The organism is Halomonas sp. HK25 (assembly GCF_047795635.1).
Lineage (GTDB): Bacteria > Pseudomonadota > Gammaproteobacteria > Pseudomonadales > Halomonadaceae > Halomonas.
In genome coordinates this window covers 2,364,061-2,385,461 of the sequence record NZ_CP181044.1, presented here as the reverse complement: position 1 = coordinate 2,385,461, position 21,401 = coordinate 2,364,061, and the positions used below count along the sequence as shown (strand labels likewise).

The window sequence follows — 21,401 nt, the reverse complement described above, 5'->3', positions numbered from 1 at the left end:
GGCAGGCGCAGCATGAAGATCCTTTGGCGTTTCATCACGTTACCCTGGGCCAGAAAGCGGCTGTATCTGGAGGCCGCTTTCTGGCTTCTGCTTTCCTGGGGGTTGGTCCGGGGGGTGCCCTTCCGCCTCTGGTCCTCCTGGCTGGGTGAGCAGCGGCCGGCCGACGCCGAGCCCATGGCGGAGGAGGGCGAAGATCCCCGCGTCGCGCCCATCTGTCGCTGCATCGAGTCCATCAATGCCCGGCTGGGAGGACGCCTGACCTGCCTCATGCTCGCCATGGCGGCCCACTGGATGCTGCGCCGCAGGCATATCGCCAGCAGCCTGGTGCTGGGCACCCTGGCCGAGCGGGCGCCCGATCAGAGCCTGAAGCTCAAGGCACATGCCTGGATTCGTCACGGATCCGGCGTCGTGCTGGGCGGCACGACCGGGGAAGAGTATTCACCGATCTCCTGTTTCGTCCATGCGGGTTCCATGGCGCGAGGCCAATCCCGGTGAGTGCGATTGTTGGCAGTGTGCACTTCGACGGGGCGCCGGTTGACCCGCAGGCGTTCCTGGTAGCGCTCTCCGCGCTGGATCACTATGGCAATCACGGGCGGTCCTCGACGGTGCTGGAAGGCTGTGCCTTCGGCCATCAGCGGCTGGATATTACCCCTGCCGCCGCCTTCGAGAGCCAGCCTCTTGAGGAAGACGGGCTCGTTCTGGTCGCCGATGCGGTCCTCGACAACCGTGAGGCGCTGTGTGACCAGTTGGACATCGAGCGGCGCTGGCGCGGCTCGATGCCGGACAGCCGGCTGATCCTGCTGGCCTATCGCCGCTGGGGGGGCGACTGTGTCAGGCGGCTGGTCGGTGACTTTGCCTTTGCGCTGTGGGATGCCCGCGACCGCTCATTGCTCTGCGCTCGGGACCATATCGGCGCCCGCCCGCTCTACTGTCTCAGGCAGGGCGACCGCTTCTGCTTCGCCACCGACCTACGTGCCTTCAGGGCCTGGCCTGGCCTCTCCCTGGCGATCGACGAGTCAAGCGTGGCCGCCTTCCTGCTCTCCCCCGGGGATTGCCATGACATCAGCTTCTTTCGTGACGTCTATCCGCTGGCCCCCGGCTGCGTGCTGCGCGTCGACCGGCAGGGGCAGACCCTTGACACTCACTGGTCTCCCGAGGAGGCCGCCCAGGTGCGTTACGCGCGGCGCGAGGACTACGTCGAGCACTTTCGCGAGCTGCTGATGCAGGCGGTGGGCGATCGCCTGGACGTGACAGCCGGGGTGGGCTCACACCTCAGCGGTGGCCTCGACTCGAGTGGCGTGACGGTGCTGGCCAGCCGGCTGATGCGGGAGCAGGGCCGCCGCCTCGACGGCTGTTACACCTGGTCACCGCCCGTGTCGTCCCGGTACCCCCGGCCGGACGCCGGGCGACGCGACGAGCGTGAGGTCATTGCGCGAATCTGTCGGCAGGAGGCGCTGACGTGCCACTACGGCACCACCACCGGGGCCGACTTCCTGGCGTATCTGGAGCGGGACATGGCGGTGGATGGCACCGTCGATGTCTTCGAGGAGCTTGGCGTGATGCGTGTGGCCGCGGAGCGCGGCACGCGGGTCATGCTGTCGGGGTGGGGAGGCGACGAGTCGGCCACCTTCGGTATCCGTGGCTACCCGGGTTACCTGCTGACTCGCGGGCGGTGGGGGAAGCTGCTGACGCTCACCCGGGAAGCGGCGGGAGGCCTCAAGCGGCCGCGCAAGATGGCACGCTTCCTCTGGCAGCAGGGCGTCGTGCCCTGCCTCCCCGATGGCCTCTTCGACCGCTATTCCCCCTATTCCGATTCAGGTCCGCTGTCGCCGCTGTATGGCCAGGCGTTGATCGCGCGCTTTCCGGAAGCCGCGACCCGGCGCGGGCCGGCCTGGCGCCTGTATCCCGACCCCCGGCGCATGCAGTGCCTGCTGATGCACCATGGGCACCTAGGCAGCCGCATGTCGACCTGGGCGCACTGGTCTGCCGAGCATGGCTTGGTCTATCGCTACCCCCTTACTGACCGTCGCCTGCTGGACTTTACCCTGGGGCTCCCCCCGGAGCTTCTCTGGGAGCAGGGGCAGCCTCGGCGGCTTTATCGCGATGCCATCGGCCATCACCTGCCGCCGGGCCTGGGCAAGAATGATAACGCCAACGAGAGAAAGCGCATGGCGATTCGTGAGGAGTGCTGGAGGCTCCTGGCATCGGCCGCCGAGCGGCAGGCGTTTCAGTTGCCTTGCGAGTGGCTGGACATGGCGGCGTTTCAAGATCGCCTGGTTCAGGCGCCCGATGAGGGCATGAGTGACGAGCAACTCTCCGGTTTCATTTCGCTGTGTTCGGCGGTTCAGGCCTGGCACCTGTGGTGGCGATACAGGTCATCTGCTGATGACCAGGTTTCACATGCTTTCTTACTATGACTTAAGCGTTAGTCGAAAGGCGTTGACCGGTTGCCGCGAACTTACGATAGTTTACACAGCCTGGCGCTTTCTGTTGAAAGGTTGCGTCCGGCTGTTCAAGTAGTCGTGTGGCCGGTGGGATGGTCAGACGGGTGCAGGCTAAGGGCAACGATGGAGTGGCGATATGAAGCAGACATCGGAAGTGACGCAAGACACCACCGGAAAAAGCGAGTGGGTGACACCGGAGCTCTCACGCATGAGCGTCGATCAGACCCTGTCCGGGGGGCGTAATATCCCGGCAGAAATGATGTCGGGGCAATCCCAGGTTCCGGGTGGTGGTGGTTCCTGATACGGAATTTCGACTCATTGACAGGGATGTCATCTTTACCACGCCCCGTGAGTCCATCATCAGGTGCCATGATATGCAAGCTCTGTTGGATTTGAAAAGCCAAGTGCAGCGATCCCCGTCGCCCCTTGCCTCCCGGGTGGGGGATGATCTCGTTCTCTTCAGTGTCAGCAGGGGAATGTACTATGGGGTACCGGTCGTCGGAAGGCGAATCTGGGACCTGATGGAAGACCAGATCACTGTTTCGGCGATCTGCGATCAGCTGATGCGAGAGTTTTCGGTAGAGCGTGATGCCTGCGAAAATGAAGTGCTCGATTTCATCGGCCAGTTGGAAGCCGAAGAACTGGTGGTGAAGCTGTAGGCTGTAGAAAGTTGGTGGTGAATGGAGACTAGGTGGTCAAGCGTGTAGAGAGTTGGTGGTGTAGCTTGTGGTTTGTGAGTAGTGGTTTGTGAGTAGTGGTTTGTGAGTAGTGGTTTGTGAGTAGTGGTTTGTGAGTAGTGGTTTATGAGTAGAGGTTTGTGAGTAGAGAGTTGGCCTTGGCTTGGAGCCGGGAGCTGGGCGTTGAGCCCGGCTCCCGGCTTTTTATTGCGGTCCATGTTTCCCATGTTTCGGTCCATCCCGGCATCTCTGTCCTGTGTCGTCCTATGCCTCGGCGTCTCGGTAATGGAATGCCTGCTTGCTGAATAGCTTGTAGTAGATGCCTCGCTTGCGGATCAGCTCCTCATGCGTGCCGCTTTCACAAATCCTGCCGCGATCCATCACATAGATATAGTCGGCCATCCTGACCGTCGACAGTCGGTGGCTTATCATCAGGGCACCGCGATGATTGATTCGCTCCCGAAAGTTCTCGAACATCTCGAATTCGGCCTCGGGGTCCAGCGAGCTGGTGGGCTCGTCGAGTATGATGAACGCCGACTTCCTCAGGAAGGCGCGTGCCAGAGCGAGCTTCTGCCACTGCCCGATGCTGATCTCCTGCCCCTCGTCAAACATCCGGGTGAGGGGGGTGTCATAGCCGCGCGATAGCCGGCTGATGAAATCATCAGCGCCGGCGTTGATGGCTGCCGTCATGAGCGATGGTTGCTCACCGGACGAGTGGATGTCTCCGAAGTGAATATTCTCCTTCACGCTGGTCGCGTACTGGGAGTAGTCCTGGAAGATGACGCTGAACAGCTTCCGGTACTGTTCCGGACCGTACTGCCGGATATCAACGCCATCGAGGGTGATGCGGCCCTGGGCGGGGTCGTAGAGTCGGCATAGCAGCTTGATCAGCGTGGTCTTGCCCGACCCGTTGACGCCTACCAGTGCCACGACCTGGCCGGGACGGATGCTCAAGTCGATGTCGCTCAGGGTCGGCTCAGTCGATCCGGGGTACTGGAAGCCCACCTTTTCGAAGCGGATTCCTTCGTGAAGGGTCTCTGGCACCGCCGCCGGGTGGCTCGGCTCACTGATCTCGGGGCGGATATCCAGGAACTCGAACAGCAGCCCCATGTAGAGGTGGTCTTCATAGAGCTTGGAGAGTTGCTGGACCAGTTCCTGTCCCATGGTCTGGGCGCGCTGGAAGATCAGCATGAACAGCACCAGGTCACCGACACTGCTGCGTCCCTCCGCGGTCTGCCAGGCCAGGTAGGCCAGGCTGGCGAAAAAGGCGACGGCCGCGGCACCGCCTACGGCGACTTCGAGGCGGGTGCGCCGCTGGGTGATCTGCAGGCGCTCCCGGCGAATTTGCCCCCGCAGCTTGGTGTATTGCGCCCGCAGGTGGTCCCCCAGCTGATAGATGCGCAGTTCCTTGGCGTGCAGGTTGGAAGTCATCAGCCAATCGAGGTAGCTGGCCCTGCGTTCCATCTGCGTCCGGCGGCGCTGCCAGTCATAGAGATGGCGCGTGAAGTGCAGGCGTACCAGGAGCCCCGGCAGGATGGCCACCAACAGGACGGGAAGCAGCAGCCAGTCGATCGAGGCCAGCAAGACTACGACCGCCGCCAGCATGAGGCTGTTTCTGGACAGCATCATCAGGTTGCCAATCACCTGGGCGGGGCGCTGGTTGCCTGACTCCCGCGCCCGCTCCAGCGTGTCGAAATAGCGTGGGCTCTCATAGAAGGCCAGGTCGGCACTGATGGCGCACTCATGGACCTTGCCGTCGATGTAGTCAGCCACCAGCAGGGCTTGCGCCTCCTTGGCCAGGTTCGACAGGGCGCGGGTCACCATGAACGCAAGAGTGGCTCCCCCCGTGAGGGCAACGTATTGCAGAACCTGTGCCATGCCCTGGGCCGCGGTGGCTTCATCGCCCAGCAGGGTCGTGACCATATCGACCAGCTGCTTGAGCAGATAGAGCGCCGCCAGGCCGAAACCGACCTCGAGTACCATGAGGAAGGTGGTGAGCAGGGCGCACTTGCTGCTGCTGGCCCAGAGCAGCGGCAGTACCCGGCGAAGGGTGCCGAGCGGTTCCAGGAGGGCTCGTGGGGAAGGCATCATCGTGCGGGCCACCGAATGCGGCTGCGTTTGAGCAGGGCGCGGTAGGGGCGAATGGCGTAGTAGAGCCACTGCCAGCGGGATGGCAAGGGCAGGAACTGGTAATCGATATAACCCGGCCGGAAGGGACTGACCCATTCTCTGAGCCGGCTCTCCAATCGATAGGCCGGGGTCGTCTGCCAGGCGAAGCCGAACTCTCGGGCGGGGCGCTGGCGGCGCAGGGCCAGTTCGGCCTCGAGCCCGCCCTGCAGCGTCATGAAGCAGGCCTCGAGCATCTCGCGGCTGCGCGGGCTGAGATGTGATGACTCTTCGGGCTCGGGGGCGGCGAGTGCCCGATAGATTTCCAGGCAGGCGTTGAACGTGGACACCAGGCCTCGGCGCTCGGCGCAGGCGTAGGCCGCCGCCGCATCGAAGTCAGGATGGCGCTGGATGGCATCCAGGTCGACCAGCCAGTGAAGGTGGGACCAGTAGTGGCGCGTGTGATGCAGGCAGATGTAGACAAACAGCTCGCTGGTCGGCATGGAGTAGAGCAGGACATCGCCGACCCGGTGGGCAACCCGGCTGTCGAGGAGTGCGTCGGTTTGGTAGATCCCGGCGCCTCGGTCGAACTCATGATGGACCTCGAGGCAGACGCCCGAGGGGGAGGCAAGGGTCACCACGTCCTTGGCGCGGAGGACAAAGGCGAGGCTCTGCCTGTCGGGGGTCAGGGGCTCCGGGTCGAGGGGGCGATAGCCGTGCTGCAGGGCGAATTCCAGCAGCTCGACACAGCGGTGGCGGGGCACCAGCAGGTCGATGTCCCGGCAGGAGCGCATGGCCGGCTCATCATAGTAGCGGGCCGCCAGGGCCGGCCCCTTGAAGAAGAAGTGGGGAATAGCCAGGGGTTCGAGTATCTCGCCAACCAGGCGCTGCTGTTCGCCGGCGACGAGCAGGTTATGCTGAACGAGGCTCAGGGCCCGCTGACGCATATGCGCCGCATCGGCCGGCGAGAGTGTCGGTGGCGACAGCTCGTGCAGGTGGTGATACACCAATGGCAGCACCAGCTGCCTCTCCGCACGGCGTGCCACCTCGGGCCATGCCTGGATGCTGGCGCACAGGGCCAGGGCCGCCTCTCGCTGAGCCTCGGAGAGCTCCAGCCTGGCGAGTAATATCAGCAATCGAAGAATGGCATCGGGTGGATGGAGGTCAGCTGGCATGTCCCGCTCCATCCTGGATGTGCTGGATCAGGGGCGTCAGGCTCTCCTCGACCTTTTCCAGTGACCATGGCCGCCGGTAGCGATAGACCCGGATTCGCCGCGCCAGATCCGTGCCATATTCCATCAGCCTGGCAGGACCATTGAAGCGTTGCCCCCACTCCGGCAGGTAGAGAGCCGACATGACGATCCTGAAGGCCTCGACCCCTTCGACTAACTCGATGGAGGCCTTCTCATCGGCGGGAACTCGCTCCAGCATCACGAGCGCTCGCAGGGGTTCCGAGGTGTGCGTGAAGCCCTGATGTCGGTTCAGATGAAATTTCTCCGTGCGTGTCAGGTCCCGGACCAGCCCCTGGCGATCGATGCCCAGGCGTTCCAGGGCGTCCTTCCACAGCTTGAGGCGTCGGGGGCCCGGATAGAGGGTGGCGTTCGCCTCCTCGGGCTTGATCACCCCGACATCGTCGCTGACCATCTTCCAGCCATGGCGATAATGCAGCCAGGCGGCCAGCGTTGACTTGCCTGCCCCGGAGTCTCCTGTGAAGCCCCAGACGCCAGCCGGGGTCTGTACCGCGCTGATATGCAGGGGCAGCCAGTGTCTCTGGTGGAGCAGTGCGCCCAGGGCGCTTCCCAGCAGGTAGACGCGCAGATCCCCCTCGTCAACCCTTGAGCCGCAGGCGGGTATCAGTCGGCGGTCGATGCGGATACCGTTGCCCTGCTCGACGCGATAGCGCGCGATGTGGTCCAGGAGAAACTGGCAGCGGTTGCTGCTGCACTGAAGCCATGGCGAGATGACCTGGGCCGCTTCCAGTTGGTCTTCCAGTTCGCCGACCTGAATCAGAATGTCGGGATCGGTATCAGGCGGCAGTGTATCGAGCTCTGGAAGCGCCAGCTGTGACCCGATCCTGAGTCCATAGGTGGTGTAGTATCGGTAGGGAATGGCAGCAGAAGGGCGTAGGCGCCTGTCCGGCGTGGATTGTTCAGGCGCGATGTCCTGTGCGGGGAGAATTCTGATGCCTGGCATGACCGGTCTGTGCCTCAGCTTCGTCTTTGTGTAAATACACTGTAAACGCTGGGCCCGCCATACCAAGTATGAAAACTGTCAGTCCCGGTGTAGGGACTCCGTAGTCCGGCGGCCAGCTGCCCGAGCCAGGAGGCTCGTGTATAATGTTCCCTACACTTGCTTATTGGAGGACTTCACATGTTGAAAGTCGGTTTCGTTGGTTGGCGCGGCATGGTGGGCTCGGTACTGATGCAGCGCATGGTGGAAGAGGGGGACTTCAACGGCATCGAGCCGGTCTTCTTCACCACCTCCCAGGTCGGCCAGGCCGGCCCCGACGTCGGCGTGGATGTGCCTCCGCTCAAGGATGCCTTCGACCTCGACGCGCTCAAGGCGCTGGACGTCGTCATCACCTGCCAGGGCGGCGACTACACCAAGGCGGTCTACGGCGACCTGCGCAGCGGCGGCTGGAAGGGCTACTGGATCGATGCCGCCAGCACCCTGCGCATGGAGGACGAGGCCACCATCATCCTGGATCCGGTCAACCGGAGCGTCATCGACGCCCAGCTGGCGAAGGGCGCCAAGACCTTCGTCGGCGGCAACTGCACCGTCAGCCTGATGCTGATGGGCCTGGGCGGCCTGTTCGAGGCAGACATGATCGAGTGGATGACCTCCATGACCTATCAGGCGGCCTCCGGCTCCGGTGCCAAGCACATGCGTGAGCTGCTCAACCAGATGGGCGGCCTGCGCGATAGCGTGGCCGATGAGCTCGCCGACCCGGCCAGCGCCATCCTCGACATCGACCGCAAGGTCACCGCGGCGATGCGCTCGGGTGAGTTCCCCACCGAGAACTTCGGAGCACCGCTGGCCGGCAGCCTGCTGCCGTGGATCGACGTCAAGCGCGATAACGGCCAGAGCAAAGAGGAGTGGAAGGGCAGCGTCGAGACCAACAAGATCCTCGGCCTGCAGGACAACCCGATTCCCATCGATGGGCTCTGCGTGCGCATCGGCGCCATGCGCTCCCACAGCCAGGCCTTCACCATCAAGCTCAAGAAGGACGTACCCCTCGACGAGATCGAGGATCGCCTGGCCAGGCACAACGACTGGGTCAAGGTGGTGCCCAACGACAAGGAGGCCACCATCCGCGACCTGACGCCGGCCGCCGCCACCGGCACCCTCACCGTCCCGGTGGGTCGCCTGCGCAAGCTGGCCATGGGCGGCGAGTACCTCTCCGCCTTCAGCGTCGGCGACCAGCTGCTGTGGGGCGCCGCCGAGCCGCTCAAGCGCATGCTCAAGATCCTGCGCGAGCAGTAAGCGCCGTACGGTTCGGCTACGGCTGTGCCGGCCGGGTTGATCAGGGCGGGGCGCCTCCTGCGGGAGGCGCCCCCTTACGTTGCGCGCAACACCGACTCGCCGGGCGCGAAGGAGGGCAGGTGTCATGAACACGGCTACCAGGGTGAAGAGGGATCCGTCGATGCTCACCTCAAGGATGGGAGATGAGCTGGTGCTCTTCAGCGCCAGGCAGGGCATCTACTATGGGGCCCAGGAGGTGGGTGCCCGCATCTGGGAACTGATTCAGGATGAGGTCAGCGTTGCCAGTGTCTGTGACCAGGTTGTGATGGAGTACTCCATCGACCCTGAAACCTGTGAGCGTGACGTGCTCGAATTTCTGCAACATCTCGAGGCGGAGGGGTTGGTCAGGGTGTGCTGAAGCCGCTGTTTCGAGCCCTTCGCGTCCCCCGTCGCGTTATTGGTGGGACTGGAGGGCCGCCCGAGCGGACCTTCATCGCACTCAGGGCGTGGGGCGAGTCACTGGGAGAGGCTCCTTGGTACAACCCGCTTGTAGAGCCGCCGCCAGGGGCGCGTCAGGTAATACAGCCACTGCCAGCGGGGCGGAAGGGGATAGGCTGCATAGTCGTTGTAGCTGGGCATGAAGCTCTTCTTGAGTCGCCACAGGCGACAGGACATCTGATAGGTGGGCGTTGTCTGCCAGCTGAAGGCGAAATCCGGGGCCGGGCGCTTTCTGCGGTACTCCGTTTCGACCTCGTTGCCGCCGAGAAGGGTGGCAAGGCAGGCCTCATGGAGGGCCTTGCCGTGTGGACTCAATGGGCAGTCGTCGCCCTCGGTGCCCGGCACGCCCAGCCGCTGGTAGAGTTCCAGGCTCGCCTCGAGGGTAGTGGAGAGGCCCCGTGCTTGCGCACAGGCGCGGATGGCCTCCAGGTTGAAGTCGGGGTGGCGCTGAATGGCATCCAGATCGACTAACCAGTGCAGGTTCGACCAGCAGTGGCGGGTATTGTGTAGGCAGAGATAGACAAACAGCTCCTCTGTGGGCATGACCCAGAGGGTAGTCTCGCCCACGGTTAGTGCCTCTCGCTCCCCGATAAGCTCGTCCGTATCGTAGATGTCGGCCTTCCTGTCTAGTTGGCTGTGAAATTCGATCTCGACCTCGCCGGGCGTGATGAGATTGATGACAGGCAGCTTACGAGCCGCAAACTCCAGCGCTTCCCTCTGGGCACTCAGCGCTTCGGGCTCGCTGGGGCGGTATCCCAGCCGGAGGGCGGTCTCGAGCAGCTCGGCAAGCCGCTCGCGCGGGACCAGGACATCGATGTCGCCGCAGTAGCGTAGGCCGGGGTCAGGGTAGTAGCGGCAGGCAAGGGAAGGTCCCTTGAAGCATAGGTAGGGAATGGCCAGGGGAGTCAGTACGTCCTGAATCAGCCTTTTCTGTTCCGCCAGGGTCTTCAGGTTGTACGCCACGATGGTCAGGCTTGCCTGGTGCATGCGTGCCATATCGTCGGCGGAGATCGAACTGGGAGCCAGCTGGCTCAGGTGTTGATAGACCAGCGGCAGCACATAGGTATTGCGCGCAAGGCGAGTGACTTCCCCCCAGTCCGTGATTCGCTGGCAGAGTGAGAGGACCTCCTGGCGCTGCGCCTCCGATAACTCGAGCCTGGCGAGAAGAAACAACAGCCGCAGCGGCAGCGGCAGAGCAGCGGAGGTGTGGCTCATGATCCACTCCTGGAGGTCTACATGGCGGAGTTGCAATCGGGTCCTTCGGCACTGGTGGCGGCGCTCCCTCTCGTGACCTGACTTGGCGCCGACGTTCTCTCGAATCTTGTTGTCTGCGATGTAACTACAATGTAAGGGCAACGGCTGGGCCACCAAGCATGAAATTGCTGGTGATGGGGAGTGGGCCGGACTGATACTCACGGGCGCCCCGTTTCCGATGCGTGACACCTCGATTCGCCAGACCCGGATCAATGGCTTACGTTGAAGGCACGAGGACTGGCATGACCCCGTCCAGGCGCGTCGAGACGGCGAATATGGTACATAGGTACCACAACGCCACTACGACATGGCATCGGTGCCGCGGGATTGACGCGCGGTCCAGCCGACGGATGCAAGGGACCTCCATGAAACGCAAGCTGACACTCGCCATGCTGCTTTCGCTTTCCGCCGCGAGCCCTCTGGCGCTGGCTCTGGGGCTGGGGGAGGCGGACGTTCGTTCGACGCTCAACGCCCCACTGCGTGCCACGCTACCGCTGACCGACGCAGGGGGGATCCAGGCCGGGCTGCTCAACGTCTCGGTGGCCGATGAGCGCGCCTTCGCCGCGGCTGGCCTGCCGCGGACTCCGCTGGCGGTCAGCGTGCGTTTGGCGGTTGAGCAGCGCCAGGGTCGCCTGGTGGTGGAGCTCACCACCGAACGGCCGGTGCGCGAGCCCTGGGTGGACCTGTTGCTGCGCTTCGACTGGCCGGGCGGCCAGCAGTTGCGCGAGGTCACCCTGCTGCTCGACCCCCCGGACTACGACCAGATGCCCGCCCTGGTGGCGGGCAGTCGCCGCCCCGCGCCCGCTCCGGTCAGCGTCTCGGCGCCGCCCCGTGATGCTGCGCCGGCGCAGGTCACGGCGCCTCGTCCCTCCGCGGCACCCGCCGGCAGCGGCGATCCGTCCTGGGTGCGCAGTGGCGACACCCTGTGGGCCGTGGCCGGGCGCCTGCGCCCGGACAGCGGCATCAGCATGAACCAGATGATGGTGGCCCTGGTGGAGGCCAATCCCGAGACCTTCCCCTCCGGTAATATCAATGCCATGCGCGCCGGCTTCAGCCTGGTGGTGCCGAGCCGGGAGGCGATTGCTGCTCGCGCCGCGGCAGATTCCGATCGCATCGTCGCGGAGATGAACCGGGCCTGGGCCAACCGCGGCGGCGGTGCGCCGGCACGGGTGGCGCTGGGCAGCCCGGCGGCCAGCCAGCCCGCGGCGGGCCTGACTGAAGCGGGCCTGACTGAAGCGGGCCTGACTGAAGCGGCACCGGTCGAAGCGGCGGTTGCCTCGCCGCCGGAGGCTCCCCCGTCTCCGGCCGATGAGCCGACGGCCGAAGCGCCTGAAGCGCCTGAGCCGGTCGCCGTCGCCGAGTCCGAGGGGGCCCCCGAGACGCCGCGGCTCACCCTGCTCACCGATGCCCAGCTGGCGGCCGAGGGCGCCCCTGCCAGCGAAGGCCTTGAAGACAACCCTGCCAGCGAAGGCCTGGGTGAGGATGCCAGCGCTGGCGCCGCCGAGGACGGCGAGACCTCGGGCTCTGCCCAGGTCATGGTCGACCCCGACCTGCTGGCCGCGCTCTACGGCGACGGCGAGCTGACCAGCGACGACCGCCTGCTGCGCCTCGAGGCCCGCTGGCTCGAGAATCAGCAGACGCTGCAGACGGTGCGGGAGGAGCGTGATCAGCTGCAGGATGAGCTCTCGGAGATGCGTGACGAGATGGCGGTGCTGCGCGAGCAGTTCGCTGCGCTCGCCGCCGGTGGTGCCGGTGCGGATGGGCCGGGCGCCGGCGGTATCGCGTCCCCCGGGGGCCTGGCGGAGGAGCGCCCCTGGTGGGGTGCCGTCTATCAGGGCGATATCGATCGCAACCTGATGCTGGGGGGCGCCGGCCTGGCGGCGCTGTTGGCGCTGTGGCTCGCGGTGCGCCGCCGTCGCCGTCAGGAAGACGCCGAGCCTGTCGGCGTCGGGCCGGTGCGCGTCACCGTGCCGGGCGCCCGGGCGCCCGGTCAACCCGAGGCCGCAAGCCCCGCCGCCGCGCCGGCCGTGTCGCCCGCACCCTCGGTACAGGGCTCGCTCCCGCAGGCCGAAGCGATCAGCGAGGCCGATATCTTCATGGCCTATGGCCGCTACGATCAGGCCCGCGAGTTGCTCGAAGCGAACCTGGCCCGAGAGCCGGAGCGTGACGACCTGCGTCTCAAGCTGCTCAATGTGCACCTGGAGCAGGGTAGCCGCGAGGAGGTGGAGCGCGAGGCCACCCGGCTGCGCGAGGGTGGTAACCCCGCCGTGCGAGAGGAGGTGGAGCGCCTGCTCAGCCGTCACGGCCTGACGCCGGCTACCGATGGTACCGATGGTACCGATGGTACCGCTGGTGTCGCCGGTGCCGCCGGTGTCGCTGGTGCCACCGGTATTTCCGCTTCCGCTGCGGATCGCGCGGTGTTCAACCAGCCGGCCGAGCTCCCGCCACGGGTCTTCGACGAGACCGCCGACGCAGCGTCTGGCTCGCCGGCGCATGACGCGGAAGACAAAACGGCAGATGACACGGCTCCAGATGACACGGCTCCAGATGACACGGCTCCAGATGACACGGCTCCGGTCGACGCGCCTCCCGCTGCCAGCCCCTCTCGCGAGGTCCTGGATACGAACGCCTATCGTCGCCCGGAACCCGGGGGTCCCCCCTCGCCGCCCGCAGTCGAGCCGCCGCCCGCCGAGCCTGAGCCGGTCGAGGTGGCTACCCGGCGCCTGGAGGATGGCCGCGAGATCATCGACTACCGCCCGCCGGCTCTGAGCCCCTCGCCGGCGCCCAGGGAAGAGACCCCCATGCAGCCCAGCATCGATTTCACCTCCGATAATGATCGCCCGGAGGCGGTTGATGATGATGCCGACGACGCGCTGCCCCCGCAGTGGGAGGTGGAGGAGGTTTCCTTCCCGCCCCTCGAAGCGGATAATGGTGGTTTTTCTTCCAGCGCCGCCCCGGAGCGTCTGGCCGAGGCCCATCGCCGGGTCGAGGCCGGCGAGGGCGGTCGGGCCCGCGAGCTGCTCAACGAGCTGAGCCGCAGCGACGACCCGGCCATCCGCGACGAGGCGGCGGCGCTGCTCAGACGACTGGATGCCTGATCGCCGCATGACCCTCTTTACACTCCTGGATGATCGCACCCCCCTGGCCGGACGCCTGGCCATGGGGGTCGAGTATGACGGCAGCGCCTACTGTGGCTGGCAGTTCCTCAAGCATTCGCCCTCGGTGCAGGGCGCGGTGGAGGACGCCCTGGCCAGGGTGGCCGGCCAGCCGATTCGCGTCCATGCCAGCGGCCGCACCGATTCCAAGGTGCATGCCACCCGCCAGATCATCCACTTCGACCCGCCCGTGCCGCGATCCCAGAAGGCCTGGGTATTCGGCGTGAATGCCAACCTGCCGCGGGACGTCGCCGTGCGCTGGGTCAAGGAGGTCCCCGAGACCTTCCACTCCCGCTTCAAGGCCCTGGCCCGCCGCTATCGCTACATCCTGCTCAATCAGCCCAGCCGCCCGGTGCTGGAGCGCGCCAACGTGACCTGGTGCCGCGACCCGCTGGACGCCGATGCCATGCACCGCGCCGCCCAGGCCCTGGTGGGGGAGCACGATTTTTCCAGCTTCCGTGCCGCCGGCTGCCAGTCGAAGACCCCCTGGCGCCACCTGCACTTCATCGAGGTGCACCGTCACGGCCCGCTGGTGGTGGTGGACGTGCAGGGCAACGCCTTTCTGCACCACATGATCCGCAATATCGTCGGCGCCCTGGTCAGGGTGGGCCGCGGCGAGCGCGGCGACGATTACCTGACCGACCTGATGGCGCTGAAGGATCGCACCCTGGGCGACGTCACCGCGCCCGCTTGCGGCCTGCACTTCGTCGATTCCCTCTACGACGACAGCTGGGGCCTGCCCCGGGAGCCGCTGGGTCCCAACCTGCTGGCCTTTCTCGGCGAGTGGACCGGCGAGCGATCACTACCCGACTGTCCCATGGTCGAGTTCCGCCGGGGCCGACCGGTGGCCGAGGGTCAAGGCTGAGCCCAGCCACGCCTGCCGGAGCGGCCTTCTTCCCGTCTCCCAACGCGTGCCCTGAGCGCTTCTGCTACCCTCGAGCTCAGGAGCGTTGACCTTCCGGGGGGCCGGCCTGGAGTGAGCGGCATCTGCGGTATCATTCATCTTGATGGGGCCCAGGTCGAGCGCTCGGCGCTCGAGCAGATGGTCAGGTCTGTGGTCTATCGCGGGCCCCACGGGATCCATTACCACCTCGAGGGGGCGGTGGGTATGGCCTGCCTCTCCCTCGATACCACGCCGGATGGCACGGGCAGGTGCGAACCCGTCGTTGATGCAGGGCGGCAGATGGTGTTTGCCGCCGATGCACGCCTCGATAACCGCGGAGACCTGGTCGAGGCTGGCGCTGACCCGCGCACCGATTCCGAGGTCATGCTGGCGGCCCTGCGCAGCCATGCTGACCTGGCCGCGGGGCGGCTCCTGGGAGACTTTGCCTGTGCTCTCTGGGATGGCCGGCGTCGGGAGCTTCGGCTGACTCGTGATGCCATGGGAATGCGTTCTCTCTACTACCGCGTCGAACCGGGCCGCGTGCTGTTTGCCACCGAGCTCAAGCAGATCCTGGTAGCCGGGGGGGTGCCGCGCCGCTTGAATGAGCAGGCAGTGGCCTGGCACCTTGCGGGTATGCAGGTGCCGGCAGGCTGCGTCTTCTACGAGGGGATCAGCGAAGTCCGGCCGGCCGAGGAAGTCACCATCGATGCTGCCGGCCAGATGCGCCAGCGTATCTTTTGGCGTCCCGACCCTTCCAGGCGTCTTCGCTATCGTGCAGAAGGCGACTATGCCGACCAGATGCGCGAACTGCTGATCGATTCCGTGCGCTGCAGGCTGCGCGCCCGCTCGCCGGTGGCCATCAGCCTCAGCGGAGGCATGGATTCGGGCAGCGTCGCCTCGATTGCCGGCTGGCTTCGCGAGGAGGGAGAATCGCTGCCTGCCCTGCAGGCCTACAGCTGGGCTTTCACCGACTTTCCGGAGTGCGACGAGCGCGAGAATATCTACCGCATCGCCGATCGTTACGGGATACCCGTCCAGGAGATCGCCGCCGAATCCACCTATCCCCTGGCCGATTACCCGAACCATGGCCCCCATGAGGATGACCCCTTTGTCGGCATGTACCAGCCATTCATTGATGCGGTGCTTGCGGCAGCGCTGGCCGACAGGGCGTCGGTCATCTTCTACGGCAACCGCGGCGACATGATGTGCGGCGGCGGGGTGGATGATGTGCCGGGTCTGGTACGCCACGGCCTCTTCAGGGAGGCGCGTCGGGAGCTGGGAAGTCTGTCCCGTGTCCATGGGGTGTCCAGATGGAGTGCTCTCCAGCGCTATCTTGTCGCGCCAGCCTTGAGCGGCGTGCTGCCGACTTGGGTGAGGGTCGGCCAGCACCGCTTCGCGTCGGACTTGAGACGACGCCTCGCCGGCAGGGGTGACGCCACGGAGGGGGGCGCCAGGGTCGGGCCGGCCGAGCGCGCCGAACCCCACGTATCGGGTGACCTGCTGCGGCGAGCGGGACTGCCGCTGCATGATCCGATTGAGCTCGAAGCGGCGGCCTGGTCGAACCATGCGGCGCGTGAGCGTTATCGGTGTGTTTACTCTCCGCTGGTGATGCGGGTGATGATGTATGCCGAACGACTCAGCGCAGGCGTCGGGCTGGGCTTTGCCGACCCGTGGAGCGACAGGCGCCTCGCGGAGTTTGTGCTTGCCTGTCCCCAGCATCTGATTTCGCGGCTTACCGAAGCCAAGCGGCTACCGAGACGCGCCATGCACTCCATCATGCCGGCGGAGGCGATCCGGGCGGCGCGCAAGGTGTCACCGGAGCCGCTCTACCGCCATGCGGTGTGCGAGAAGGCCTACGGCACCGTGCTCTCCCTCATGAGCGGTAGCCGCTGTGCCCAGCTCGGATACGTGGATGAGAGGCGCTTTCGTGACCGGTTCGAGCGGCTTGCCAGGGGAGAGGCACCGATGTTCGACCTCTGGTCGACGCTCTCCCTGGAGCTATGGCTGCGACGTTACTGGGACTGACCGCCGGCCATCCTGTCCTTCCCTGTCCCGACTCGTCGGGTGTTTTCATCCTGGCCTGAGGGCGATCCATGATGAATAAGTACCAGCGAAGAACCATCCTGAGCATTCATTGATCCTTGCGGGGCGCCAGCCTAATCTTTCAGGGTGGTACGGATTTCAAGGCAATGTTGGCCTTCATCTCGAGAGTTGAAATCGAAACCATAAATCGAGAGCCGAGAGCCGAGAGCCGAGAGCCGAGAGCCAAAAGCCAAAAGCCAAAAGCCAAAAGAGGAAAGGCGGAAATGGATAACCAGTCGAAGAAGACGGCGGCTGTTCGTCGCCCGTATCGTGCGCCGCAACTGAAGCGGTGGGGCACCGTTGGTGAGATTACGCTGGTAGGTCGGACCAACCCTGGCCAGGATGTATTCCCCGGTGCAGCCCCCCACCCGCCAGGCAGTATCGTGCGCTGACTCTGAATGTGGAAGCTGAGACCGGCGGCCGCGCATCCCGATACAAGTGAGTGCTCACCTGTTCCCGGCTTGCGCGCGTCCTCCCGGGAAAAGGATGCAGCGGGCACAGTGAGAGCGCTTCAGTGAGGGCGCTTCAGCTGATCGATGATCACACAGAGATCGAGCAGCTTCTTTCTTTTACAGGTCAAGCCGACGTCGGGCCGGCCCTCGTTGCCTTGGCCGAGGGGATCGTCGCCAACCCCCTCTGGCACCGCCTGGGGCAGGTTAGGCTGGTAGCGCGGGCCCAACCCTTTCCCTTGCTGGCGGCAATCGGCAGTTTTTCGGCGGATGACGCGCGGCAACTTCAGGGGCTTGCGCTCCACCTGGAGCGAACGCTGAGAAGGTTTCGCTATGTCGATTATCCCGCTGCCGAGGAGGCGGCGTGTCGGCTGGCTGACCTTCTGGTCGATCGCTTCGGCCGGGAGCAGCTTTCGCGTTTTCGATTCGCTGCCATCCCGCGAGGCGGCCTCATCGTGCTCGGTATGCTGGCCTACGTCCTGGGCATCAGGCGTGATCAGATCGTCAGTCACGACTTCATGGCAGGCGGCTCCTCCGATGAGACGCTGGTGGTGGTGGATGACTGCGCTCTCTCGGGCGTTCGCTTCCAGCAGTATCTGGCCGATACCAGGGTAGGGCGGGTCATCTTCTGTCCCCTGTATGCGGTACCGGCGCTCTGCGGAGCGATCGAGCAGGCGGAGCCCCGCGTGGTTGCCTGCCTCCACGCTGAGGCGCTGGTCGACATCGCCCCGGAGCTCTATGGCGAGGCCTATCCCGCGTGGCGAGAGGAACGTCGTAAGCTGATGGGGGAGAGCGGCTACTGGGTTGGCTTCGCCGAGCATCTCGGCTTTGCCTGGAGTACCCCAGATGCAAACTTCTGGAACCCCTCGACCGAGCGGTTCGAATCCGGCTGGAACCTGCTCCCCCCCGGCTTGTGCCTCCAGCGACGTGTGGCGGCGCAAGTCCCGACATCGGGCGGCTCGGCTGATGAGGGGCACTCCCCCATCCGACTGCTTGCCGAGGGGCCGGGCCCCTGGAAGCCCGCCGAGCGAGTGCTCTGGGACGAGGTGGCGTCTGGCGTTGTCGTTGCACGGCTGACGGCAGGCGCTCCTCAGGCCCCTGCCTGTTTTGGCCTGGAGGGTGTTGCCGCCGAAATATGGCGCAGCCTGCTGGAGCAGGGGAGTCTTGAGGGCGCCGCCGTGGCGATCCTTGAGCGCTACGACATAGACGCGTCACACCTGCGTGACGACCTTGCCGCCTTTACTGCAGAGCTCAAGGGTCATGGACTCCTCGACTAACGCTAGCGGCTGCGGTGATGCCAGCGTGAGCCTGCGCCATGAGGGGACCGCGGCACCTGCCGTCCTCAAGCGATATGTCCTGTTCGGCTTCTGCCTGGAATCCAGCCATGACTTTCGCACACCCATGACCGACGCTGAGCCCGGCTGCATCCCCGACCTTTGTTTTCACCTCGTGCGAGTGGAGGCGTGTCGTTCACTCGAGGCCGCTCCCTGCCTGGTTCAGAGCCGGGAGAAGAACCGTGAAGGCGAGAGCGCCGTCCAGTGCTATGCGCAACCTTACGGTGTTCTGATGCGCTTTCCGGGGGTTGCGGATTTTCTGCTCTCTCCGAGAGAGATTCGCTGCGAGCTCACCGACCCCTCCCTGCACTACCTGGTCGAGATCTGCCTGCTGGGCCACGTCATGGCCTATTACCTCGAGCTTTCTGGTCGTGTCGCCCTCCATGCCGGCGCGGTGGTCGGCAGCGAGAGGGCCGTGTTACTCGCCGGGGACTGCGCCGGTGGAAAGAGCACCCTGGTGGCCTCCCTGGTGGAGGCGGGGTGGCCACTGTTGGCAGATGATATCTCGGCGCTCGAGGTGCATGGGGACACCCCCCTGTGCCGCCACGGGTTCCCGCAGATGAAACTGACGCCCGAGCAGGTGAGGCGCTTTGTGGGCGAGGTGGGCGACCTTCCCAGAGTGCACCCGGCCTTCGAGAAGCTGAGCGTGCCGGCGGCAAGCGTCGGGAGTGTGGTTTCTACTGCCCTGCCCGTGGCGGCCATCTTTCTGCTCGAACGGCGCGCCGCACAGGGCGCCGTGAGCATCGAGCCGATTTCGCCGGGGGAGGCCCTGATCCAGCTGGTCCGGCACTCCTTCCTGGCGCAGTTACTCGCTGACCATGCCGAGTGTCGGCTCCTCGGGCAGGGCGGCCACGGTGGCACGCTGCAGGCCAGTCGCTTCCACCTGCTGTCCCGGATCGCCGGGACCGTCCCTGTCCGGCGCCTGTGTTATCCTAGCGGCTATCAATACCTGCCGGCCCTGCACCGTGCACTCGAGGATGACCTGCCCAGCCGGTAGCCGGCTACCGGCTGGGCAGGTCATCCTCGATGCCGACGGATTCCGGCGGGATGGCCCCTTACCACTTGGGTAACCGATGACTGAGTCCCGCCTGCCGCCAGCGCCTGCCCTTCCTATCCGTACCCGCGTCAAGCTCTGCGGCCTGACCCGCCCCGAGGACGTCGATGCCGCCGTGGCGGCCGGCGCCGACGCCCTGGGTTTCGTGCTCTGGCCCGGCAGCCAGCGCGCCGTGGACGAGGCGCGCCTGGCCGAGCTGACCGCTCGCGTGCCGGCCTTCGTCACCCGGGTGGGGCTCTTCGTCGACCAGGAACCGGCGTTCATCGAGCGCTGCGCCGCCTATCTGGACCTGCTGCAGTTCCACGGTGACGAATCGCCGGCCTTCTGCGAGGGCGTCGGGCGCCCCTGGATCAAGGCGCTGCGCATGCGCGACGGCCTCGACCTGCATGCCGCCGCCGAGGCCTATCACGGGGCGCGGGCGCTGCTGCTCGACGCCTATCGCCCCGGCGTGCCGGGCGGCACCGGCGAGACCTTCGACTGGTCCCGAATCCCCGCAGGGCTGGCAAAACCTGTTATCCTCGCCGGAGGCCTGGACGCCGACAACGTGGCCGAGGCCATCGCCACCGTGGCGCCCTTTGCGGTGGATGTCTCGGGTGGCGTGGAGGCCTCGCCCGGCGTCAAGGATGCCCGGCGCATCGCGGCCTTTCTCGCGGCCGTGGGGCGAGAGGACGCGACGCGCCTGCCGCGCCGCTGATCGGCTCCCCCGGTCAGGGCCTGGCGCCTGTCATCGCGGGCCATCACCGTTTTCCATCCCTTAGCCTTCTGGCGATCTAGTGAGGTGTCTTTCGTGAGCAAGTTCAGTGACCTGACCCGACTGCCGGACGCCCGCGGCCACTTTGGCCCCTACGGCGGCCGGTTCGTCTCGGAGACCCTGAGCTTCGCCCTGGACGAGTTGGAGAAGACCTACCTGAGTCTTCGCGACGACCCGGCCTTCCAGGCGGAATTCGACTATGACCTGGCCCACTACGTGGGTCGTCCTTCGCCGCTCTATCATGCCGAGCGATGGTCGAAGCAGTTGGGTGGGGCACAGATCTGGCTCAAGCGCGAAGACCTCAACCACACCGGCGCTCACAAGGTGAACAACACCATCGGCCAGGCACTGCTGGCCAAGAAGAGCGGCAAGCCGCGGGTGATCGCCGAGACCGGCGCCGGGCAGCACGGCGTGGCCACCGCCACCGTGGCCGCGCGCCTGGGCCTGAAGTGCGACGTCTACATGGGCGCGGCGGACGTGCAACGCCAGAAGCTCAACGTCTACCGCATGCGCCTGCTGGGGGCCAACGTCATCTCGGTGGAGTCCGGCACCCGCACCCTCAAGGACGCCATGAACGAGGCGCTGCGCGACTGGGTCACCAACGTCGACGACACCTTCTACATCATCGGCACCGTGGCAGGGCCGCATCCCTACCCGATGCTGGTGCGCGACTTCAATTCCGTGGTGGGCCGCGAGGCGCGCCAGCAGTCCTTCGAGGAGTTCGGCAAGCTGCCCGATGCGCTGATCGCCTGCGTGGGCGGCGGCTCCAACGCCATGGGGCTCTTCTACCCCTTCGTCGAGGATGACGAGGTGGTCATGTACGGCGTCGAGGCCGGCGGCGATGGCGTCGAGACCGGCCGCCACGCCGCACCGCTCTCCTCCGGCGCGCCGCGCGGCGTGCTCCACGGCAACCGCACCTACCTGATGTCCGACGAGGGCGGCCAGGTCTCCGATACCCACTCCATCTCCGCCGGCCTGGACTACCCGGGCGTGGGGCCCGAGCACGCCCTCTGGAAGGACGTGGGCCGGGTCAACTACGTGGCCGCCAACGACGATGCCGTGCTCGAGGCCTTCCGGGAGCTGACCCTCGTCGAGGGCATCATGCCCGCGCTGGAGACCGCCCACGCCCTGGCCTACGCCAAGGTGCTGGCGCCGAGCATGAGTACCGACCAGAACATCATCGTCAACCTCTCCGGGCGGGGCGACAAGGACATCCTCACCGTCGCCAAGCTCGACGGCATCGAGATCTAAG

At 65.7% G+C, this 21,401-nt stretch carries 17 protein-coding genes; 13 read left to right on the top strand and 4 right to left on the bottom strand.

Features of this window, described 5'->3' with window-relative positions; genetic code table 11:
* Positions 1–12 precede the first annotated feature (12 nt).
* The 4 genes from ACM26W_RS11470 to ACM26W_RS11455 all read left to right on the top strand — a co-directional run bounded on the left by ACM26W_RS11470 (position 13) and on the right by ACM26W_RS11455 (position 3,103).
* Positions 13–495: a lasso peptide biosynthesis B2 protein gene (locus ACM26W_RS11470; protein WP_416137125.1), complete on the top strand. Its 483-nt coding sequence runs from the start codon at positions 13–15 to the stop codon at positions 493–495.
* Positions 492–2,417: an asparagine synthetase B family protein gene (locus tag ACM26W_RS11465; RefSeq protein WP_416137124.1), complete on the top strand. Its 1,926-nt coding sequence runs from the start codon at positions 492–494 to the stop codon at positions 2,415–2,417. Before ACM26W_RS11470 ends, ACM26W_RS11465 begins: the two co-directional genes overlap by 4 nt.
* Before the next feature lie 163 nt (positions 2,418–2,580).
* Entirely contained in the window at positions 2,581–2,745 is a 165-nt protein-coding gene (locus ACM26W_RS11460; protein WP_416137123.1) for a hypothetical protein, read from the top strand.
* Positions 2,746–2,818: 73 nt separating this feature from the next.
* The gene (locus tag ACM26W_RS11455; RefSeq protein WP_416137122.1) at positions 2,819–3,103 is read left to right on the top strand and encodes a PqqD family peptide modification chaperone; all 285 of its coding nucleotides are present in this window, start codon (positions 2,819–2,821) and stop codon (positions 3,101–3,103) included.
* Positions 3,104–3,385: 282 nt separating this feature from the next.
* Here ACM26W_RS11455 and ACM26W_RS11450 read toward each other — a convergent pair whose 3' ends face one another.
* The 3 genes from ACM26W_RS11450 to ACM26W_RS11440 form a co-directional block, all read right to left on the bottom strand.
* The gene (locus tag ACM26W_RS11450; protein ID WP_416140873.1) at positions 3,386–4,231 is read right to left on the bottom strand and encodes an ABC transporter ATP-binding protein; all 846 of its coding nucleotides are present in this window, start codon (positions 4,229–4,231) and stop codon (positions 3,386–3,388) included.
* Between the two features lie 977 nt (positions 4,232–5,208).
* Positions 5,209–6,402, bottom strand: a complete 1,194-nt coding sequence (locus ACM26W_RS11445) for a nucleotidyltransferase family protein (protein ID WP_416137121.1) — start codon at positions 6,400–6,402, stop codon at positions 5,209–5,211.
* Positions 6,392–7,420: a hypothetical protein gene (locus ACM26W_RS11440; protein ID WP_416137120.1), complete on the bottom strand. Its 1,029-nt coding sequence runs from the start codon at positions 7,418–7,420 to the stop codon at positions 6,392–6,394. The genes ACM26W_RS11445 and ACM26W_RS11440 overlap by 11 nt, the downstream gene beginning before the upstream one ends.
* A gap of 177 nt (positions 7,421–7,597) precedes the next feature.
* On the opposite strand from ACM26W_RS11440, the gene asd reads away from it, so the two are divergent.
* Positions 7,598–8,710 carry an aspartate-semialdehyde dehydrogenase gene (gene asd / locus ACM26W_RS11435; RefSeq protein WP_416137119.1) on the top strand — a complete coding sequence of 371 codons (1,113 nt, stop codon included), beginning with the start codon at positions 7,598–7,600 and terminating at the stop codon, positions 8,708–8,710.
* A 124-nt stretch (positions 8,711–8,834) separates the two neighbouring features.
* Entirely contained in the window at positions 8,835–9,107 is a 273-nt protein-coding gene (locus ACM26W_RS11430; protein WP_416137118.1) for a PqqD family peptide modification chaperone, read from the top strand.
* Positions 9,108–9,205: 98 nt separating this feature from the next.
* Here ACM26W_RS11430 and ACM26W_RS11425 read toward each other — a convergent pair whose 3' ends face one another.
* Positions 9,206–10,402, bottom strand: coding sequence for a nucleotidyltransferase family protein (locus ACM26W_RS11425; protein WP_416137117.1), 1,197 nt, complete (start codon positions 10,400–10,402; stop codon positions 9,206–9,208).
* 404 nt (positions 10,403–10,806) lie between these two features.
* Between ACM26W_RS11425 and ACM26W_RS11420 the strand changes: the two genes are divergently transcribed.
* The 7 genes from ACM26W_RS11420 to trpB all read left to right on the top strand — a co-directional run bounded on the left by ACM26W_RS11420 (position 10,807) and on the right by trpB (position 21,400).
* Positions 10,807–13,539, top strand: a complete 2,733-nt coding sequence (locus ACM26W_RS11420; RefSeq protein ID WP_416137116.1) for a FimV/HubP family polar landmark protein — start codon at positions 10,807–10,809, stop codon at positions 13,537–13,539.
* Between the two features lie 7 nt (positions 13,540–13,546).
* Positions 13,547–14,461, top strand: a complete 915-nt coding sequence (truA, locus tag ACM26W_RS11415; RefSeq protein ID WP_416137115.1) for a tRNA pseudouridine(38-40) synthase TruA — start codon at positions 13,547–13,549, stop codon at positions 14,459–14,461.
* 111 nt (positions 14,462–14,572) lie between these two features.
* Positions 14,573–16,504 (top strand): asparagine synthetase B family protein, encoded by a 1,932-nt coding sequence (locus tag ACM26W_RS11410; RefSeq protein WP_416137114.1) that lies wholly within the window; start codon positions 14,573–14,575, stop codon positions 16,502–16,504.
* Between the two features lie 571 nt (positions 16,505–17,075).
* On the top strand, positions 17,076–18,287 hold the full coding sequence (locus ACM26W_RS11405; protein ID WP_416137113.1) for a PqqD family protein: 1,212 nt from the start codon (positions 17,076–17,078) through the stop codon (positions 18,285–18,287).
* Complete coding sequence (locus ACM26W_RS11400) at positions 18,271–19,341, top strand: hypothetical protein (RefSeq protein WP_416137112.1); 1,071 nt, start codon at positions 18,271–18,273, stop codon at positions 19,339–19,341. Before ACM26W_RS11405 ends, ACM26W_RS11400 begins: the two co-directional genes overlap by 17 nt.
* Positions 19,342–19,417: 76 nt before the next feature.
* The gene (locus ACM26W_RS11395; protein WP_416137111.1) at positions 19,418–20,092 is read left to right on the top strand and encodes a phosphoribosylanthranilate isomerase; all 675 of its coding nucleotides are present in this window, start codon (positions 19,418–19,420) and stop codon (positions 20,090–20,092) included.
* A 93-nt stretch (positions 20,093–20,185) separates the two neighbouring features.
* Entirely contained in the window at positions 20,186–21,400 is a 1,215-nt protein-coding gene (gene trpB / locus ACM26W_RS11390; RefSeq protein ID WP_416137110.1) for a tryptophan synthase subunit beta, read from the top strand.
* The last annotated feature ends 1 nt before the right edge of the window (position 21,401 follow it).

Bases quoted from the DNA above. Each gene is read 5' to 3' on its own strand.
- ACM26W_RS11470 (WP_416137125.1), top strand. From the start codon at position 13: ATGAAGATCCTTTGGCGTTTCATCACGTTACCCTGGGCCAGAAAGCGG.
- ACM26W_RS11460 (WP_416137123.1), top strand. From the start codon at position 2,581: ATGAAGCAGACATCGGAAGTGACGCAAGACACCACCGGAAAAAGCGAG.
- ACM26W_RS11455 (WP_416137122.1), top strand. From the start codon at position 2,819: ATGCAAGCTCTGTTGGATTTGAAAAGCCAAGTGCAGCGATCCCCGTCG.
- ACM26W_RS11450 (WP_416140873.1), bottom strand. From the start codon at position 4,231: ATGGGGCTGCTGTTCGAGTTCCTGGATATCCGCCCCGAGATCAGTGAG.
- ACM26W_RS11445 (WP_416137121.1), bottom strand. From the start codon at position 6,402: ATGCCAGCTGACCTCCATCCACCCGATGCCATTCTTCGATTGCTGATA.
- ACM26W_RS11440 (WP_416137120.1), bottom strand. From the start codon at position 7,420: ATGCCAGGCATCAGAATTCTCCCCGCACAGGACATCGCGCCTGAACAA.
- asd (WP_416137119.1), top strand. From the start codon at position 7,598: ATGTTGAAAGTCGGTTTCGTTGGTTGGCGCGGCATGGTGGGCTCGGTA.
- ACM26W_RS11430 (WP_416137118.1), top strand. From the start codon at position 8,835: ATGAACACGGCTACCAGGGTGAAGAGGGATCCGTCGATGCTCACCTCA.
- ACM26W_RS11425 (WP_416137117.1), bottom strand. From the start codon at position 10,402: ATGAGCCACACCTCCGCTGCTCTGCCGCTGCCGCTGCGGCTGTTGTTT.
- ACM26W_RS11420 (WP_416137116.1), top strand. From the start codon at position 10,807: ATGAAACGCAAGCTGACACTCGCCATGCTGCTTTCGCTTTCCGCCGCG.
- truA (WP_416137115.1), top strand. From the start codon at position 13,547: ATGACCCTCTTTACACTCCTGGATGATCGCACCCCCCTGGCCGGACGC.
- ACM26W_RS11400 (WP_416137112.1), top strand. From the start codon at position 18,271: ATGGACTCCTCGACTAACGCTAGCGGCTGCGGTGATGCCAGCGTGAGC.
- ACM26W_RS11395 (WP_416137111.1), top strand. From the start codon at position 19,418: ATGACTGAGTCCCGCCTGCCGCCAGCGCCTGCCCTTCCTATCCGTACC.